This is a genomic window from Duganella aquatilis, from assembly GCF_009674565.1.
Lineage (GTDB): Bacteria > Pseudomonadota > Gammaproteobacteria > Burkholderiales > Burkholderiaceae_D > Rugamonas > Rugamonas aquatilis.
Genome location: NZ_WKJL01000038.1, coordinates 29,090 through 44,467, shown reverse-complemented (window position 1 = coordinate 44,467; position 15,378 = coordinate 29,090). Strand labels below are relative to the sequence as shown.

Annotated in this window: 16 protein-coding genes; 11 read left to right on the top strand and 5 right to left on the bottom strand. The window is 64.8% G+C overall.

The window, feature by feature from the left end:
• Window positions 1-140: 140 nt before the first annotated feature.
• Complete coding sequence (ribA, locus tag GJ698_RS28520; protein WP_154361233.1) at window positions 141-794, bottom strand: GTP cyclohydrolase II; 654 nt, start codon at window positions 792-794, stop codon at window positions 141-143.
• 132 nt (window positions 795-926) lie between these two features.
• The gene (locus GJ698_RS28515) at window positions 927-1,631 is read right to left on the bottom strand and encodes a pirin family protein (protein WP_154361232.1); all 705 of its coding nucleotides are present in this window, start codon (window positions 1,629-1,631) and stop codon (window positions 927-929) included.
• Between the two features lie 145 nt (window positions 1,632-1,776).
• On the opposite strand from GJ698_RS28515, the gene GJ698_RS28510 reads away from it, so the two are divergent.
• The 6 genes from GJ698_RS28510 (at window position 1,777) to GJ698_RS28485 (ending at window position 7,307) form a co-directional block, all read left to right on the top strand.
• On the top strand, window positions 1,777-2,715 hold the full coding sequence (locus GJ698_RS28510) for a LysR substrate-binding domain-containing protein (protein WP_154361231.1): 939 nt from the start codon (window positions 1,777-1,779) through the stop codon (window positions 2,713-2,715).
• Window positions 2,716-2,765: 50 nt separating this feature from the next.
• Window positions 2,766-3,743 carry an EAL and HDOD domain-containing protein gene (locus GJ698_RS28505; RefSeq protein WP_154361230.1) on the top strand — a complete coding sequence of 326 codons (978 nt, stop codon included), beginning with the start codon at window positions 2,766-2,768 and terminating at the stop codon, window positions 3,741-3,743.
• On the top strand, window positions 3,736-5,877 hold the full coding sequence (locus GJ698_RS28500) for a putative bifunctional diguanylate cyclase/phosphodiesterase (RefSeq protein WP_154361229.1): 2,142 nt from the start codon (window positions 3,736-3,738) through the stop codon (window positions 5,875-5,877). The genes GJ698_RS28505 and GJ698_RS28500 overlap by 8 nt, the downstream gene beginning before the upstream one ends.
• A gap of 84 nt (window positions 5,878-5,961) precedes the next feature.
• Complete coding sequence (locus GJ698_RS28495) at window positions 5,962-6,543, top strand: BPSL1445 family SYLF domain-containing lipoprotein (protein ID WP_154361228.1); 582 nt, start codon at window positions 5,962-5,964, stop codon at window positions 6,541-6,543.
• Between the two features lie 6 nt (window positions 6,544-6,549).
• Complete coding sequence (locus tag GJ698_RS28490; RefSeq protein ID WP_154361227.1) at window positions 6,550-6,915, top strand: glutaredoxin; 366 nt, start codon at window positions 6,550-6,552, stop codon at window positions 6,913-6,915.
• A 2-nt stretch (window positions 6,916-6,917) separates the two neighbouring features.
• Entirely contained in the window at window positions 6,918-7,307 is a 390-nt protein-coding gene (locus GJ698_RS28485) for a PPC domain-containing DNA-binding protein (protein ID WP_154361226.1), read from the top strand.
• On the opposite strand, the gene GJ698_RS28480 is transcribed toward GJ698_RS28485, so the two are convergent.
• Genes GJ698_RS28480 through GJ698_RS28470 form a run of 3 tightly spaced genes read right to left on the bottom strand, consistent with a single transcriptional unit; the run spans window position 7,304 to window position 8,928 of the window.
• A complete protein-coding gene (locus GJ698_RS28480; RefSeq protein WP_154361225.1) occupies window positions 7,304-7,609 on the bottom strand; it encodes a protealysin inhibitor emfourin in 306 nt (101 codons plus the stop codon). The two genes, GJ698_RS28485 and GJ698_RS28480, sit on opposite strands and share 4 nt — an antisense overlap.
• A gap of 10 nt (window positions 7,610-7,619) precedes the next feature.
• Window positions 7,620-8,645, bottom strand: a complete 1,026-nt coding sequence (locus tag GJ698_RS28475; RefSeq protein WP_154361224.1) for a M4 family metallopeptidase — start codon at window positions 8,643-8,645, stop codon at window positions 7,620-7,622.
• A gap of 58 nt (window positions 8,646-8,703) precedes the next feature.
• A complete protein-coding gene (locus tag GJ698_RS28470) occupies window positions 8,704-8,928 on the bottom strand; it encodes a DUF3820 family protein (RefSeq protein ID WP_154361223.1) in 225 nt (74 codons plus the stop codon).
• Between the two features lie 118 nt (window positions 8,929-9,046).
• On the opposite strand from GJ698_RS28470, the gene GJ698_RS28465 reads away from it, so the two are divergent.
• From GJ698_RS28465 to GJ698_RS28445, 5 genes are all read left to right on the top strand, one after another.
• Window positions 9,047-9,940 (top strand): VOC family protein, encoded by an 894-nt coding sequence (locus tag GJ698_RS28465; protein ID WP_154361222.1) that lies wholly within the window; start codon window positions 9,047-9,049, stop codon window positions 9,938-9,940.
• Window positions 9,927-11,372 carry an alginate export family protein gene (locus GJ698_RS28460; RefSeq protein WP_154361221.1) on the top strand — a complete coding sequence of 482 codons (1,446 nt, stop codon included), beginning with the start codon at window positions 9,927-9,929 and terminating at the stop codon, window positions 11,370-11,372. Before GJ698_RS28465 ends, GJ698_RS28460 begins: the two co-directional genes overlap by 14 nt.
• Before the next feature lie 37 nt (window positions 11,373-11,409).
• Window positions 11,410-12,507, top strand: a complete 1,098-nt coding sequence (locus GJ698_RS28455; RefSeq protein ID WP_154361220.1) for an aromatic ring-hydroxylating dioxygenase subunit alpha — start codon at window positions 11,410-11,412, stop codon at window positions 12,505-12,507.
• 85 nt (window positions 12,508-12,592) lie between these two features.
• Window positions 12,593-13,795: an MFS transporter gene (locus tag GJ698_RS28450; RefSeq protein ID WP_154361219.1), complete on the top strand. Its 1,203-nt coding sequence runs from the start codon at window positions 12,593-12,595 to the stop codon at window positions 13,793-13,795.
• Between the two features lie 125 nt (window positions 13,796-13,920).
• Entirely contained in the window at window positions 13,921-15,360 is a 1,440-nt protein-coding gene (locus tag GJ698_RS28445; protein ID WP_154361218.1) for a sodium:solute symporter, read from the top strand.
• Window positions 15,361-15,378: the final 18 nt, after the last annotated feature.

Genomic DNA, 15,378 nt, shown 5'->3' with positions numbered 1-15,378 from the left:
GGCTGCGCGGCAGGTGGCCTGGCCGCCGCAGCGGCGGCCGGTGCAGCCGGTGCTGCAGGGGCGGCGCCGCTGGCGGCGCAGGCCCAGATCAATGTGAGAGTGCTGGCGAGCTTGTTAACTTTCATGCAATCCTTAAATCCTTACAGCGCGCCATCCTCCACCGGCGCCGGCGTCAGCGGCGTCATCATGTGGCCCAGCTTGGCGACCTTGGTATCCAGATAATACTGATTGAAGGCATTGCGGTTGACCAGCAGCGGAACCCGCTCGGCCACTTCAATGCCCAATTTGGTCATGGCATCGATCTTACGCGGATTATTGGTCATCAGGCGCAGGCTTTTCACGTCGAACTGCGACAGCATCGGTTTCACCAGGCCATAGGTGCGCTGATCCGGCTTGAAGCCCAGCTGTTCGTTGGCCTGCACCGTGTCGGCGCCCGCTTCCTGCAGGCGGTAGGCGCGGATCTTGTTGATCAGGCCGATGCCGCGGCCTTCCTGGCGCAGGTACAGCAGCACGCCGCGGCCTTCGTCGGCGATCTTCTTCAGCGCGCCTTCGAGCTGGGCGCCGCAGTCGCAGCGCTGCGAGAACAGCACGTCGCCGGTCAGGCATTCCGAATGGACGCGCGCCAGCACCGGCGCGCCGTCGCCGATGTCGCCCAGCACCATCGCCAGGTGTTCCTTGCCGGTGGCCTTCTCGACGAAGGCGTGCAGCGTGAATTGGGCCCACGGGGTCGGCAGGGCGCAGGAGGTGACGTAATTCAGTTCGTCTTGGGACGGGATTTCTGCGCTCTGCGACATGGTTGTGCTCTTTATTCTGTTCATCTGTAAGGTAAAAAAGGCGCGCCGGGCTGTTCAAACAGACCCGGCGCGCCCTTCATGATACCAAAACTGGCGGAAATGTTTCGGGGCCGCCTTCCGGCCCCGGTTTCCTTATTGTTTTGGCAGGTCGAACAACAGCAGTTCGGCTTCCTCGGCTTGCTCCAGCGTCACCAGGGCTTCGTCGGTGATTTTCAGCGCATCGCCCTGTTTCAGGTGCACGCCGTTGACCGTGACGGCGCCGCGGATCAGGTGAACGTAGGCGATGCGGCCTTCGTCCAGCGCATGTTTCAGGCTGTCGCCTTCGTCCATGATCGAGGCGTAGATCGTGGCGTTCTGGTGGATCAGCACCGAACCGTTGCGGCCGTCGTTCGAGGCGATCAGCGCCAGTTTGCCTTTTTTGTGCTCTGGCGTGAAATGTTTCTCCTCGTAGCTGGGTGGAATGCCCAGTTCGTTCGGCTGTATCCAGATCTGCAGGAAGTGCACCTGCTGGCTGCGGTCGCCGTTGAACTCGCTGTGACGCACACCGGTGCCTGCGCTCATGCGCTGGACATCGCCGTAGTGCAGCACCGAACCGGTACCCATGCTGTCCTTGTGCTCCAGCGCGCCGCTCAGCACGTAGGAAATGATCTCCATGTCACGGTGGCCGTGGGTACCGAAGCCCTGGCCGCCTTGCACCTGGTCTTCATTGATCACCAGCAGCGGACCGAAACCCACGTGTTCCGGGTCATGGTAGTGACCGAACGAGAAGCTGTGTTTCGAATTGAGCCAGCCGTGGTTGGCTTTGCCGCGGGAATCAGAATGGCGTACTTGTAACATGATGAGCTCCGTTTCTTATTGGGGTTAATGTGCGATAATTTTGAACGCTTTTCGTTCGTATCGCTGCATCCATGAATCACATTGTAGACCCCTGATTCAGAATAAAAAAACGGAAAATTTACCCCTCTACTATCGAAAAATTCGAATGCTCAGACTAAGCCTGGAAGCCCTGCAAATCGTCGACGCCATCGATCGGCGCGGTTCCTTCTCCGCCGCCGGGAAGGAGTTGCACCGCGTACCGTCGACGATTTCCTACACCGTCAGCAAGCTGGAGGACGACCTGGGTGTGCAAGTTTTCGAACGCAACGGCCCACGCGTCGAGCTGACCGCCGCCGGGGCTGAACTTCTGAAAGAGGGCCGCTACCTGCTAAAGGCAGCGCTGGACCTGGAACACCGGGTCCGGCGCGTGGCGTCCGGCTGGGAAACCGAGCTGGCGGTGGGCATGGATTCGATGTTTTCGGCCTGTCTGTTCCACGCCGACGTGCCGGCCTTCTACGAGGTGGCGCAGCAGACCCGCCTGCGCATCGTGCAGGAAGCGCTGTCCGGCACCTGGGAAGCCCTGATCGAGCGCCGCGCCGACCTGCTGGTGGGCGCGGCCGGCGACGGTCCGGCCGGTGGCGGCTATGTGTCCGAGCCGATCGGCAAGATCGACTTCGTGTTTGCCGTGGCGCCGTCGCATCCGCTGGCCAGTGTCCAGGACAAGCTGACGCGCACCCACCTGCAAAACCACCGCGCCATCAGCGTGGCCGACAGCGCGCGCCAGATGGCGCCGCGCACGGTGGGCCTGCTGCTGGGCCAGGACACGCTGACTGTCCCGGACATGAAGACCAAGTACCAGTACCAGCTGGCCGGCATGGGCTTCGGTTTCCTGCCCGAGCCGTGCGCGCGCGCCGCCATCGCCAGAGGCCTGCTGGTGGAAAAGCAGGTGGACGAACCGAAGCCCGCCGAGACCTTTTACCTGGCCTGGCGCAGCGGCGAAAACGGCGCCGCGCTGAACTGGTGGATCGACCGCATGCGTCAACCTGGCCTTTTCGAGCGCTTGCTCAATCATCTGCCGCATCATAATGTTGACCGGGGCCAATAGTTTCGGGCAACATAGCAGGATCATCCAACGTCACGCTGCTGGAACCTTTTATGACTGCATTGCCGCCCGTGTTTCTGCATCCTCTGGCTGACCGCAATGGCAGCCCGGCGGCGCTGCTGCTGGACGCCGGCCGCCTGCCGGCGGACGCCATCGAGCCGCCGGTGAATCTGCTGGAAGAGCTGGCCAACGGCAGCATGACCTGCTTCTACCGCGCCGGCGCCAGCGACGCCGTCAACCAGGCGCTGGCGCAGGCCGGCTGGAAAGCGCTGCCGGCCGACAAGGTCCAGCGCGTCGACGACGTGCTGCCCAAGGAGTTGCCGCCCGGCGTCAACTGGGTCGACGGCGACTGGTTCCTGGCGCAGCCGGCCAAGGCGGTCGGCACCCAGGCCGCCTCGCGCGCGCTGGCGCTGCAACTGGTGCAACTGGTGTCGGCCGACGCCGATACCCACGAAATCGAAGCGCTGCTGCGGCAGGATCCGACGCTGTCCTACCACCTGCTGCGGCTGGTGAATTCGCTGGGCATGGGCACCGGCCGCCGCGTCACCAGTTTTTCGCAGGCCATCCTGATCCTCGGCCGCTCGCAGCTGCGACGCTGGCTGAACCTGATGCTGTTCTCGTCGCGCGAAGGCGACCAGCGCAGCGCCATGCTGCTGTCGCGCGTGGCGCTGCGGGCGCGGGCGATGGAGCTGCTGTCCAAGGCCTGCGGCGAGGACAAGCCGCACCAGGAGCAGGCCTTCATGGTCGGCATGTTCTCGCTGCTCGGCGTGCTGTTCGGCATGCCGCTGGAAGAAGTGCTGCAACCGCTGACCATCAGCGAATCCGTGCAGCAGGCCTTGCTGGCGCACGAGGGCGACATGGGCCGGCTGCTGTGCGTGGTGGAATCGGCGGAACAGGAGGACCACGCGGCGCTGCAAGCCTGCCTGGCCGTGCTGCAGCTGGACATGGCCACCTACAACCGCATCATGGTCGACGCCTGTGTGTGGATGCAGGGCGTATCGGCCGGCAAGGCGGGAACTCCCCATGCTTGACGCCATCGACCGTTGTCTAGCGCTGAGCCGCCAGGCACGGGGCGAACAGGGCGAAGCGCTGGCGCGCACGCTGGCCGAGCTGGATGCGGCGCTGATCGAGGCGCGCATCGAGATCAAGCCGGCCTACATCGCCGCGCAGGATGCGACGCTGGCGCTCGACGCGGCCGGCTACGTCACCGCCTGGAGTCCGGGCGCGCAGCAGATGTTCGGCTATGCGGCGGAAGAGGTGACCGGCCAGCACGTGCTGTTCCTGTACGCCGACGACGAGGACGACGGCAATATCGCCGAACTGTTCTTCGACCACCATCCCGGCGAATCGGCGGCCCGCACCGAGGTGCGCCGCCGCAAGAAGAACGGCGAGATCATCTGGGTGCACCTGGACATCGAACTGCGCAACGAGGGCATGCTGGTGCGGCTGTCGGAGGCCAACCAGGCGCTGTCCGACCTGGACAAGGTCAACCTGCACGCGCGCATCATCGAGGACAGCGAGCAGGGCGTGCTGATCACCGATGCGCACGAACGCATCGTCTCCATCAATTCCTCGTTCACCCGCATCACCGGCTACACGCCGGCCGAATCGATCGGCAAGACGCCGGACCTGCTGCGCTCCGGCGTGCACGACGCCGACTTCCGCGCCAAGGTGCGCAGCGCCATGCAGGGCGGTGGACCGTGGCGCGGCGAAATCATCGGCAAGCGCAAGAACGGCGAGCTGTTCCCGCAGTCGGTGACCATCAGCGCGGTGCGCGACCAGCACGGCAAGATCAGCCATACCTTCTCGCTGTTTTCCGACATCAGCGTGCACAAGGACGCCGAGGCGCGCATGCAGCGCATGGCCAATTACGATCCGCTGACCGGCCTGCCGAACCTGTGCCTGCTGACCACGCTGGTGGGCCAGGCGCTGACCGAAACCAAGCGCTCCGGCGAGCACGGCGCGCTGCTGGTGGTGGAGATCACCCGCCTGGGCGCCATCAGCGACACGCTCGGCAACGAGATCGGCAACGAGCTGCTGTGCGAAATCGGCCGCCTGTTCCGCACTTCGCTGCGCGAGGGCGACGTGCTGGCAAGGCTGGACGGCCACCGCTTCGCCATCGCGCTGCTGCACGTGGAAAAGCGCGAACACGCCGGCATCGTCGCCAAGAAGCTGCTGACCGCGCTGGGTTCGCCGATCACCATCGCCGGCCACAGCCTGCAGGTCGGCGCCCACATCGGCATCACCGTCTACAACGAGGACGGCGCCGATGTGCCGACCCTGATCCGCTATGCCGACGTGGCGGTGGCCAAGGCGGGGCAGAGCATCGAATCGAACTTCCTGTTCTACAGCGAGGAGATGAACCAGCGCGCCAAGGAACACCTGCGCATCGAGAGCGAGCTGCGGCAGGCGCTGCAAAACCATGAGCTGCAGCTGTACTACCAGCCCAAGGTGAGCCTGCGCAGCGGTCGCATCGTCGGCGCCGAGGCGCTGCTGCGCTGGCGCCATCCGCTGCGCGGCCTGGTGTCGCCCGGCGTGTTCATCCCGGTGGCGGAGGAGACCGGCCTGATCCTCGACCTCGGCGCCTGGGTGCTGGAAGAAGCCTGCCGCCAGGTGCGCGAGTGGCGCGACGTCAACCTGATCATTCCGCCGATCGCGGTCAACCTGTCGGCGCGGCAGTTCGACGCCGAGCTGCCGAAGCGGGTGGCGGCGGTGCTGGAACGGCACCGCGTGCAGCCGGACCAGATCAACCTGGAAATCACCGAGAGCCTGCTGGTGCGCGGCACCGACAAGGTGATCGACATCATGAACCAGCTGGTGGCGATGGGCATGTCGCTGGCGCTGGACGACTTCGGCACCGGCTATTCCAGCCTGGCCTACCTGAAGAAATTCCCGATCAGCACGCTGAAGATCGACCGCTCCTTCGTCATCGGCCTGCCGTATGAAGAAAACGATTGCGCCATCGCCCGCGCCATCGTCACCATGGCGCAGCAGCTGCGCCAGGAAATCGTGGCGGAAGGCGTGGAGACGGCCGAACAGATGGCCTTCCTGCGCGAGCTGGGCTGCGACCAGCTGCAAGGCTATCTGTTCAGCCAGCCGGTGCCGGCGGCCGACTTCGCCGCCATGCTGCGCGAAGGCAAGCGGCTGGCCTTCGGCAATCGTTGACTGCGGTGTGATACGGAAGAGAGATAGCGTGGTAATGTAGATGATGAAACAATGGTCTGTTCAATCCACTCACCGGAGACTTCCATGCAAAAACGTACTTTCCTGCTGCGCGCCACCGCTGCCGCAACTTTCGCCGGCCTGATGCTGGGCGGCTGCACCACCACCACCGGCGCGGCCAAGCCGAGCAGCGCGGCGGTCAAGACCGAGATCGAGCAGGGCGCGTACACCACGCTGGAGCGCCTGTACAAGGAAGTGAAGGGCTCGCGCGAGCTGGTGCATAAAGCCAACGGCGTGCTGGTGTTCCCGAACGTGGTCGCGGCCGGCCTGGTGGTGGGCGGCGAATACGGCAAGGGCGTGCTGCGCACCGGCGGCCAGGTGGCCGACTACTACAGCGTGGCCTCGGTGTCGGTCGGCTTCCAGGCCGGCGCCCAGTCGAAGGCGGTGGTGCTGCTGTTCATGAGCCGCGAAGCGCTGGATAAATTCCGCGCCGGCAAGGGCTGGACCGCCGGCGTCGATGGTTCGGTGGCGCTGATCAAAGTAGGCGCCAACGGCGACATCGATACGGCCACCGCCAACAATCCGGTGCAGGCCTTTGTGCTGACCAACGCCGGCCTGATGGCGAATCTGAATCTTGAAGGCACTAAAATTTCCAAACTGGACCTGTAAAGCACCATGACTCGTAAGCTCCTGGATCAAGCACGCATCCATCCTGCCGCCCTGGCGCAGATCAGCAATTATCACGGCGATCTGATCGCTGAAGTGGAAGCCGCCGTCGCCGCCAACAAGGTGGTGGTGGTCGGCATGGGGCTGAATCCCTTTCCGGCCAAGGCACGCAAGATCCTGGAGCGCAACGGCACGCCGTACAAGTATCTCGGCTACGGCAATTATTTCTCGCAATGGCGGCCGCGCCTGGCGCTCAAGCTGTGGAGCGGCTGGTCGACGTTCCCGCTGGTGTTCGTCAACGGCACGCTGATCGGCGGCGCCACCGATCTGCAACAGCTGATCGACAGCGGCGAATTCGCGCGCCTGCTGGGCTGAGCATGGAAACGCTGCCGCTGCGGCTGCAGCCCGGCGACGACTTGCGCGCCGCCGTGGTGGCGGCCTTGCTGGCCAGCGGGCATGAAGCCGGCTTCGTGTTGCAAGGCATCGGCAGCCTGGGCGTGGCGCAGTTGCGCTATGCGGGCATGCCGCAGCCAACCGAGCTGCGCGGCGACCTGGAAATCCTGACGCTGGCCGGATCAGTCGCGCCGGACGGCGCACACCTGCACATGTCCGTGTCCGATGCGCAGGGCCGGGTGCTCGGCGGCCATGTCGGCGCCGGTTGCATCGTGCGCACCACGGCGGAATTGCTGCTGGCCGTGTTGCCGGGCCGGCGCTTCACGCGCGAGCACGATCCGCTGACCCGCTACCCGGAGCTGAAGATCAGCTAGTCCGGTTCCACTTCATCGTTCAATTTTTCCGTCAGCGCTTTCAGCGACGGCGAGGCCTCGTCCAGATGGTAGCGGACGCAGTGCGCCTGGCCGCCGTCGTCGACTTCCAGGTCGTACTGGAAATCCCACGACTTCGGCGCCTGCTTGACCAGCTTGGGCGGCAGCGCGAAGAAGTCGCTGGCGTGCAGCAGCTGCCGCAGCTGGCTGGCCTGGTCCTGCGGCAGCTGCGTCAGGTCGACGGTGCGCGTCTGCGCGCCGGCTGGTCCGGCAAAGCCGCCGGTACATTTCAAAGTCAAACGCATGATCGATCCTTTAGCTGACGCCGACGACTTTCCATGCGGCCTGCACGGCGTGCTGTTCGGCCGAGTCCGCGCCGTACAGCAGCGCGGCGGCCTGGGCGGTGGCCTTGGCCATGTCGGCAAAAGTGGCGTTGGCCGTCAGCAGCGACAGCGCCTTGTACCAGATCGGCCCGGCCTTGTCCCAGGAGTTGCCCTTGAGCGCCAGCGCGGCCGCGTAGAAGGCGTGGTTGGGGATGCCGGAGTTGGTGTGGACGTCGCCGTTTTCCACATATCCTGCCATGGTTTTCGGCTGGTCGTCGCCCGACCAAGTGAGCGCCTGGTTGCCCGGATCGGCCATCGAGCGCAGCGCCTTGCCGACCGACGGCGCCATGATGCCGGCGCCGATCAGCCAGTCGGCCTGTTCGACCGACTGCTTCAGGGACCATTGCTTGACCACGCTGCCGAACACGTCGGAAATCGATTCGTTGAGCGCGCCGCTCTGGTCTTCGTACACCAGGCCGCCCGGCACCGCGTATTGCGTCACGCCGTGGGTCAGCTCGTGGGCGATCACGTCCAGCGCGCCGGTGAAGCCGAGGAACAGCTTGCCGTCGCCATCGCCGTACACCATTTGCTGGCCGTTCCAGAAGGCATTGTTGAAGCGGGTCTGATAATGCACGGTGGAATCCAGCCGCAAGCCCTTGCCGTCGATCGAATTGCGCTTCAGCACCTCGCGGTAGAAATCGTAGGTGGCGCCGGCGCCGTCGTAGGCCTGGTTGACGGCCACGTCGGTCAGCGGCTTGCTGCCTTCGGTGCGTACCAGCTTGCCGGGCAGGGCGGACTTGTTCTGGCCGTCGTACACGGTGCGGCTCTTTTCGCCGGTGGCGGCGGCCAGTCCCATGACGACCGGCGCGACCGAGCGCTGGCCGCGCAAATGGGCGGAGATTTCCGCCGCGTCGAGCAGGCAGTGGCGCTCGCTGGCGTCGTGCGTTTGCTCGGCCAGTTTGCGCAGCATCTTGGGCGGAATGATGAAGCAGGTGCAGCCGTGCGGATGCTGTGCCATGACGTTCTCCTAAACAATGCAATAGTGTATTTATACACGTATTTTCATTGCTGGGACGTCACGCTGAGCGCTGCGCCTGGCGCAGCGGATCGAGCAGCATGCGCAGGTTGTTATGGTCGAGTTCATACATCAGCGCGATCAGGCCGCCGAGTTCGCCGGAAGGAAAACCTTCGCGCGCGAACCAGCCCAGGTAATGGCCTGGGAGGTCGGCGATCTTGCGGCCCTTGTACTTACCGTAAGGCATTTCCCGCGTCAGCAGCAGGGCGAGTTTTTCAGAGTTCATGGACTGATTTTACCGCGTCCGGCACTGCGCTGAAATGGGCAACCTGATCCTAAGACAGGTCCAATGTCCGCTGGCCGTGCGTATAGTGAAAGCGCCCATCTCTACATCAGGAGTTTTCATGACTGTTCCCTTTCTCCGCACGCGGCTGCTGTCCTGCGCGCTGACCCTGGCCCTGGCGCTGCCTGCGCTGGCCATGGCCGCGCCGGACGTCGCTGTCGGGCCTCAGTACGACACCACCCACGTGTATGTGCAGGATGCCGATCTCGATGCCTTCATCCGCAGCTTTACCGGCACCTTCGGCGGCAAGGCGACGCCGCGCGCAGTGTTCACGGTGACGCCAACGCCAAGCAAGACCGTGTCGCAGTACGTGCAGACGCCGGTCGGCATGCTGTCGGTGTTTGCCTTCCAGACGCCGATTCCATACGGCTTCGGCGAGGAGCGCACCGGTTATCTGGTGAACGATATTCATGTCGCCACCAAGGCGGCGGTGGAGGCTGGCGCCGATGTGATCGTCGAACCGTTCGATGATCCGATCGGCAAGGACGTGATTATCCAGTGGGCCGGCGGCGTCAACATGCAGCTGTACTGGCACACCAAGTCGCCGACGTATCCGCCGCTGCATTCGGTGCCGGATAACCGCGTGTATGTCTCCAAAGTGTCGGGCGACAAGTTCATCGGCCAGTTCAAGCAGTTCGCGCATGCCAGGGTCGTCGCCGATGACAAGATCGATGGCGCGGAAATCGGCCGCGCGGGCGAGCAGGTGCGCCGCGTGCAGCTGTCATCCGGCTACGGCAAGATGATGGTGTTCGTCAGCGACGGCAAGCTGCCGTTCCCTTACGGTCGCGAGACCACCGGCTACCAGGTGGACGATGTGGCGGCGACGCTGGAGAAGGCGGCCGCCAACGGCGTCAAGGTGCTGGTCGCGCCGGTCAAGACCAGCCAGGGCAATGTGAGCGCCATGCTGGAATTCCCCGGCGGTTACATCAGCGAGATTCACGATGCCGCGAAATAGTAAAACCCTGCGCCACTGCGGCGGCCTGCTGGCGCTGGTCGTCAGCGGCGCGGCCGGCGCGCAGGCGCTGACCGCGGCCGACGCGACGACGGCCGTCGCCGCGCCGCCGGCGTGCGGGGCCAAGCGGCCGGTGATCAACTTCAATCGCTGGGCCGAAAACTGGAACGCGCTGGCCGATCCATGCCTGCCGCGCCAGCCGCTCGACGGCCTCAAATACATTCCGCTCAGCGACGACGGCGTATCCTACCTGTCGCTCGGCGCCGGCCTGCGCGAGCGCTATGAGCACATCGCATCGCCGCTGTACGGCGCCGGCACGCAGCCGTCCGACGGCTACGTGATCCAGCGCGCCAACCTGCACGCCGACCTGCGCATCGGCCCTTACGTGCAGGTGTTCGGCCAGGTGGTCGATGCCCGCACCTTCCAGAAGCAGACCATCGCGCCGCCCGACCGCGACAAGCTGGACATGGAACAGCTGTTCATGACGGTCGCCGTGCCGACCGCCGACGGCGCCGTCAAGATGCGCATCGGCCGCCAGGAAATGGCGTTCGACCTGCAGCGTTTCATTGCCGTGCGCGACGGCCCCAATATGCGCCAGGCCTTCGACGGCGTCTGGGCCGACTGGGAGCACGGCCCGTGGCGTTTGATCGGCTACGTCACGCAGCCGGTGCAGAACCGCAGCGTCAACAACTTCGACGACTACTCCGACGGCCACCTGACGCTGAGCGGCATCCGCCTCGAATACCAGGGCCTGGGACCGGGCGACCTGTCCGGCTACTACTCGCGCTACCGCCGCGACAGCGCGCGCTTCCTCGACGCCACCGGCGACGAACGCCGCAATGTCTACGACATGCGCTACAACGGCAAGACCGGCCAGGTCGATTTCGACATCGAAGGCATGCTGCAAAGAGGGCAGGTGGGCGCCAAGACCGTTTCGGCATGGGCCATCGGCTCCATCGCCGGCTACACCTTCGCCAGGACCACCTGGACGCCGCGCGTCGGCGTGCAGTTCGACATGGCTTCCGGCGACAAGCATGCGGGCGATGGCAAGCTGGGGACGTTCAATCCGCTGTTCGCCAACGGCTATTACTTCTCGCTGGCGGGACTGACCGGCTACAGCAACCTGATACACCTGAAGCCATCGGTCACGGTCAAGCCATCGAACAAGCTCAGCGTCACCACTGCGCTGGGCATGCAATGGCGCCAGACCACCGGCGACGCGGTCTACGTGCAAAGCATGGCCGGCGTGCCGCGCACCGCCGGCGTGGGCTCGCGCTGGACCGGCGCCTACGCCCAGCTGCGCACCGACTGGCTGGTGACGCCGAACGTGACGGCGTCGCTGGAAGCGGTGCACTTCCATGCCGGCGACTCCCTGCGCACGGCCGGCGGCAGGGATGCCGACTACCTCGGCATGGAGCTGAAATTCGGCTGGTAGATTAGACTGGCGCATTCTGGATAATCTTGAAGGCGTCATGCTGACAAATCTTTGGTATGTGGTGCTGCCGTCCTCGCAATTGAACGAGGGACTGAAACCGGTGCAGCTGCTGGGCCAGCATTTCGTGGCTTTCCGCGACGAGGGCGGCACGGCGCGGCTGCTGTCGGATATCTGCGTGCATCGCGGCGGTTCGCTGTCGGCGGGCGCCAAGGTGGGCGGCGACGTGCAGTGCCCTTACCATGGCTGGCGTTTCGGCGGCGACGGCGTGTGCACCCACATTCCGGCGCAGCCGGACCTGCACATTCCGATGCGGGCGCGCGTCGATGCCTATCCGACCATCGAACGTTATGGCTGGATCTGGGCCTTCCTCGGCGACCTGCCCGAAGCCGAACGCCCGCCGCTGCCGACGCTGGACTGGGTGGACGATCCCGGCGTGCGCGTGGTGTCCGGCCACTTCGACTGGGAGGCAAGCTGGGACCGCGTGATGGAGAACGGCCTCGATTTCGCCCACGCGCCGTTCGTCCACGGCTCCACCTTCGGCGACCCGGATCATCCGGAAATCGGCAGCTTCAGCGTCGAGCGGGAGGCGTGGGGCGGCAGCGCGCTGATGACCATGCGCCGTCCGGTGCGCAAGGGCTGGCGCCGCAAGCCGACCGGCCAGCACGTGGAAGTGGCCACGCGGCCGGGCTTCCACCTGTCCGGCCCGTGCGTGACGCTGGAGCTGGCGCCGCGCGACGGCTGGAAGATCTACATCGTCTCGGCCCACACGCCGGTGGACGGCAAGCGCACGCGCACCTGGTGGATGATGGGCCGCACCTTCATGCGCTGGCCGCTGCTGGACCGCCGCGTGGTCGCCAGCAACCTGAAAATCTTCAACCAGGACCTGGCGGTGCTCAGCAAGGTGCGGCCGGAGCGGGTGCCGGATTCGTGGCTGCAGGAAGTGTCGGTGAAGTCCGACGCGCTGCAAATCGCCTTCCGCCAGAAGATCAAGGAACTGGAGGAGCGCGGCTGGCGCATCGATGAAATCCGCGTGGAACGCGAATTTACCGGCCGTGTGGCCTGCGTGGTGCCCAGCCCGGAGCGCCGGGATGGCGGCCCGTGGGCCATCGAAACCATTCCTATCGTTGCGCGGTAAGCAAATATCTTTTCGGTTTTCGTGTCTTTTTCTCATTAACGAAAGTCCCGATACTGCATGACATCAACTTTCAAGGAGTGAAGTCATGCCAATTGCCCTGCTAGCGCTGACCATCAGCGCATTTGCCATCGGGACTACCGAGTTTGTCATTGTCGGCCTGCTGCCGACCATCGCCGCCGATCTGGGCGTGAACCTGCCGTCGGCCGGCCTGCTGGTCAGCCTGTACGCGCTGGGCGTGGCCATCGGCGCGCCGGTGCTGACCGCGCTGACCGGCAAGGTGCCGCGCAAGCTGCTGCTGGTGTCGCTGATGGTGCTGTTCACCCTCGGTAACCTGCTGGCCTGGAAAGCGCCGAGCTACGAATCGCTGGTGATCGCCCGCATCCTGACCGGGCTGGCGCACGGCGTGTTCTTCTCGATCGGCTCGACCATCGCCACCTCGCTGGTGCCGAAGGAAAAGGCGGCCAGCGCGATCGCCATCATGTTCACCGGCCTGACGGTGGCGCTGGTGACCGGCGTGCCGCTGGGGACGTTCATCGGCCAGCATTTCGGCTGGCGCGAGACCTTCCTGGCCGTGTCGGCGCTGGGCGTGATCGCTTTCATCGGCAGCCTGCTGTACGTGCCGTCGACCATCCAGCACAACAAGCCTGCCTCGCTGCTGCAGCAGATGAAGGTGCTGGGCGAGCCGCGCCTGCTGCTGGTGTACGCCATGACGGCGGTGGGCTACGGCGGTTCGTTCATTGCCTTCACCTTCCTGGCGCCGATCCTGACCGAGGTCACCGGTTTCAGCGCCAACGCGGTGGGCCTGGTGATGCTGGTGTACGGCGTGTCGGTCGCGGTGGGGAATATCTGGGGCGGCAAGCTGGCTGACAAGCGCGGTCCGATCGGCGCGCTGAAGATCATCTTCCTGGGCCTGGCGGCGGTGCTGATGGTGCTGACCTTTGCGGCGCCGTACAAATGGCTGGTGCTGGCGACGGTGCTGGTGTGGGGCGCGGTGGCGTTCGGTAACGTGGCCGGTTTGCAGGTGTACGTGGTGCAGCAGGCGGAGCATTACACGCCGCGTGCGGTGGATGTGGCCTCGGGCCTGAACATCGCCGCCTTCAACCTGGGGATTGCCGGCGGTGCGTGGGGCGGCGGTTTGATCGTCGAGCGTGTGGGCCTGGTGCATACCGGCTGGATCGGTGGACTGGTGGTGCTGGGCGCCTTTGGCCTGACCGCGCTGAGCGGCCGCCTGGACCGGCTGAATCCACAGCCTGCACGGGGTAAAAGCGTGCGTGTCGCCGCACACTGAACCCGCACTTCGGGTCAGGGGTCTGACCCCGCATGGGGTCAGACCCCCGGTTTGGCCTGGGGGTGAAAGCAAGCGCCGCGTGGTAGTGTATATTGCGGCGATCTGAATTATTCGCCTTTCACCCCATGTCCGCAGTCTCCCTGTTTTGTCTCGTCTCCGCCTATTTCGCCCTGCTGCTGATCGTGGCATGGCGCACCTCCCGCAACGCCAACAACGACAGCTTCTTCATCGGTAACAAGAGCAGCAACTGGATGCTGGTGGCATTCGGCATGGTGGGCACCACCATGAGCGGCGTCACCTTCATCAGCGTGCCGGGCGCCGTCGGCCGCGACGGCTTCGGCTACCTGCAGGTGATCCTCGGCTATGTGCTGGGCTACATCGCCGTCACCTTCATCCTGCTGCCGCTGTACTACCGCCTCAAGCTCACTTCCATCTACACCTACCTGGAACAGCGGCTCGGACCGCGCTCCTACCAGAGCGGCGCCGCGTTCTTCATCATCTCGCGCCTGCTGAGCGCCTCGGCGCGGCTGTACCTGGTGGTGAACATCCTGCAGCTGACCATCCTCGACAGCATGGGCTTGCCGTTCTGGCTGACCACCGTGGTCATCCTCGCCATGATCCTGCTGTACACCTACGAAGGCGGCGTCAAGACCATCGTCTGGACCGACACGCTGCAAACCACCGGCATGGTGCTGGGCCTGGTGATCTGCACCGGCTGGCTGCTGCACGCCATGGACCTCGGCCCGCTGAACAGCATCGCGCAGATGCAGGCGCACGGCCTGACCCGCGTGGTGACCAGCGCTGTCGACAGCCCGGCCTATTTCTGGAAGCAACTGCTGGCCGGCTTCTTCATCGTGCTGGCGATGACCGGCATGGACCAGGAGACCATGCAGAAGAATATCTCCGTCAAAACCCTGCGCGACTCGCAAAAGAACATGCTGCTGCTGACGGCGGTACTGACCGCCGTACTGGTACTGTTCATGTACCTTGGCGGGCTGCTGTACCTGTACGCGCCCACGGCCGGCGTGACGGCCAGCGGCGACAAGCTGTTCCCGGCGGTGGTGATGGGCCACATGCCGGCGGCGCTGCAGCTGATCTTCTTCATCGGCCTGATCTCGGCGCTGTTCCCCAGCGCCGACGGCGCCATGACCGCGCTGACGTCGTCCTTCAGCATCGACATCCTCGGCGTGCAGCGCCGCGACATGAGCGAAGCGGCCATGAAGCGCCTGCGCCACCACGTGCACCTGGCGTTCTGCGCCATCTTCCTGGCGCTGGTGCTGGTGTTCAAATGGATCGACAACGCCAGCATGGTCGGCCTGGTGCTGAAGCTGACCGGCTATACCTATGGTCCATTGCTTGGGCTGTTCGCCTTCGGTATCCTGACCCGCCGCGAGGTGCGCGACCGCTGGGTGCCAGGCGTGGCGCTGGCCGGGCCGGTGCTGTGCTATGTTATTGATTTCAATCAGCAATCGCTGTTCGGCAGCTACCGCATCGGGCTGGAACTGCTGATCCTGAACGGTTTGCTGGTGTTTGCCGGCCTGCTGGTCATTTCCAAAAAGCGGTGATGGCGGTATTATCATTGT

Bases quoted from the DNA above. Each gene is read 5' to 3' on its own strand.
- ribA (WP_154361233.1), bottom strand. From the start codon at position 794: ATGTCGCAGAGCGCAGAAATCCCGTCCCAAGACGAACTGAATTACGTC.
- GJ698_RS28460 (WP_154361221.1), top strand. From the start codon at position 9,927: ATGCCGCGAAATAGTAAAACCCTGCGCCACTGCGGCGGCCTGCTGGCG.
- GJ698_RS28485 (WP_154361226.1), top strand. From the start codon at position 6,918: ATGGAAACGCTGCCGCTGCGGCTGCAGCCCGGCGACGACTTGCGCGCC.
- GJ698_RS28470 (WP_154361223.1), bottom strand. From the start codon at position 8,928: ATGAACTCTGAAAAACTCGCCCTGCTGCTGACGCGGGAAATGCCTTAC.
- GJ698_RS28465 (WP_154361222.1), top strand. From the start codon at position 9,047: ATGACTGTTCCCTTTCTCCGCACGCGGCTGCTGTCCTGCGCGCTGACC.
- GJ698_RS28510 (WP_154361231.1), top strand. From the start codon at position 1,777: ATGCTCAGACTAAGCCTGGAAGCCCTGCAAATCGTCGACGCCATCGAT.
- GJ698_RS28445 (WP_154361218.1), top strand. From the start codon at position 13,921: ATGTCCGCAGTCTCCCTGTTTTGTCTCGTCTCCGCCTATTTCGCCCTG.
- GJ698_RS28455 (WP_154361220.1), top strand. From the start codon at position 11,410: ATGCTGACAAATCTTTGGTATGTGGTGCTGCCGTCCTCGCAATTGAAC.
- GJ698_RS28450 (WP_154361219.1), top strand. From the start codon at position 12,593: ATGCCAATTGCCCTGCTAGCGCTGACCATCAGCGCATTTGCCATCGGG.
- GJ698_RS28500 (WP_154361229.1), top strand. From the start codon at position 3,736: ATGCTTGACGCCATCGACCGTTGTCTAGCGCTGAGCCGCCAGGCACGG.
- GJ698_RS28480 (WP_154361225.1), bottom strand. From the start codon at position 7,609: ATGCGTTTGACTTTGAAATGTACCGGCGGCTTTGCCGGACCAGCCGGC.
- GJ698_RS28515 (WP_154361232.1), bottom strand. From the start codon at position 1,631: ATGTTACAAGTACGCCATTCTGATTCCCGCGGCAAAGCCAACCACGGC.
- GJ698_RS28505 (WP_154361230.1), top strand. From the start codon at position 2,766: ATGACTGCATTGCCGCCCGTGTTTCTGCATCCTCTGGCTGACCGCAAT.
- GJ698_RS28475 (WP_154361224.1), bottom strand. From the start codon at position 8,645: ATGGCACAGCATCCGCACGGCTGCACCTGCTTCATCATTCCGCCCAAG.
- GJ698_RS28490 (WP_154361227.1), top strand. From the start codon at position 6,550: ATGACTCGTAAGCTCCTGGATCAAGCACGCATCCATCCTGCCGCCCTG.
- GJ698_RS28495 (WP_154361228.1), top strand. From the start codon at position 5,962: ATGCAAAAACGTACTTTCCTGCTGCGCGCCACCGCTGCCGCAACTTTC.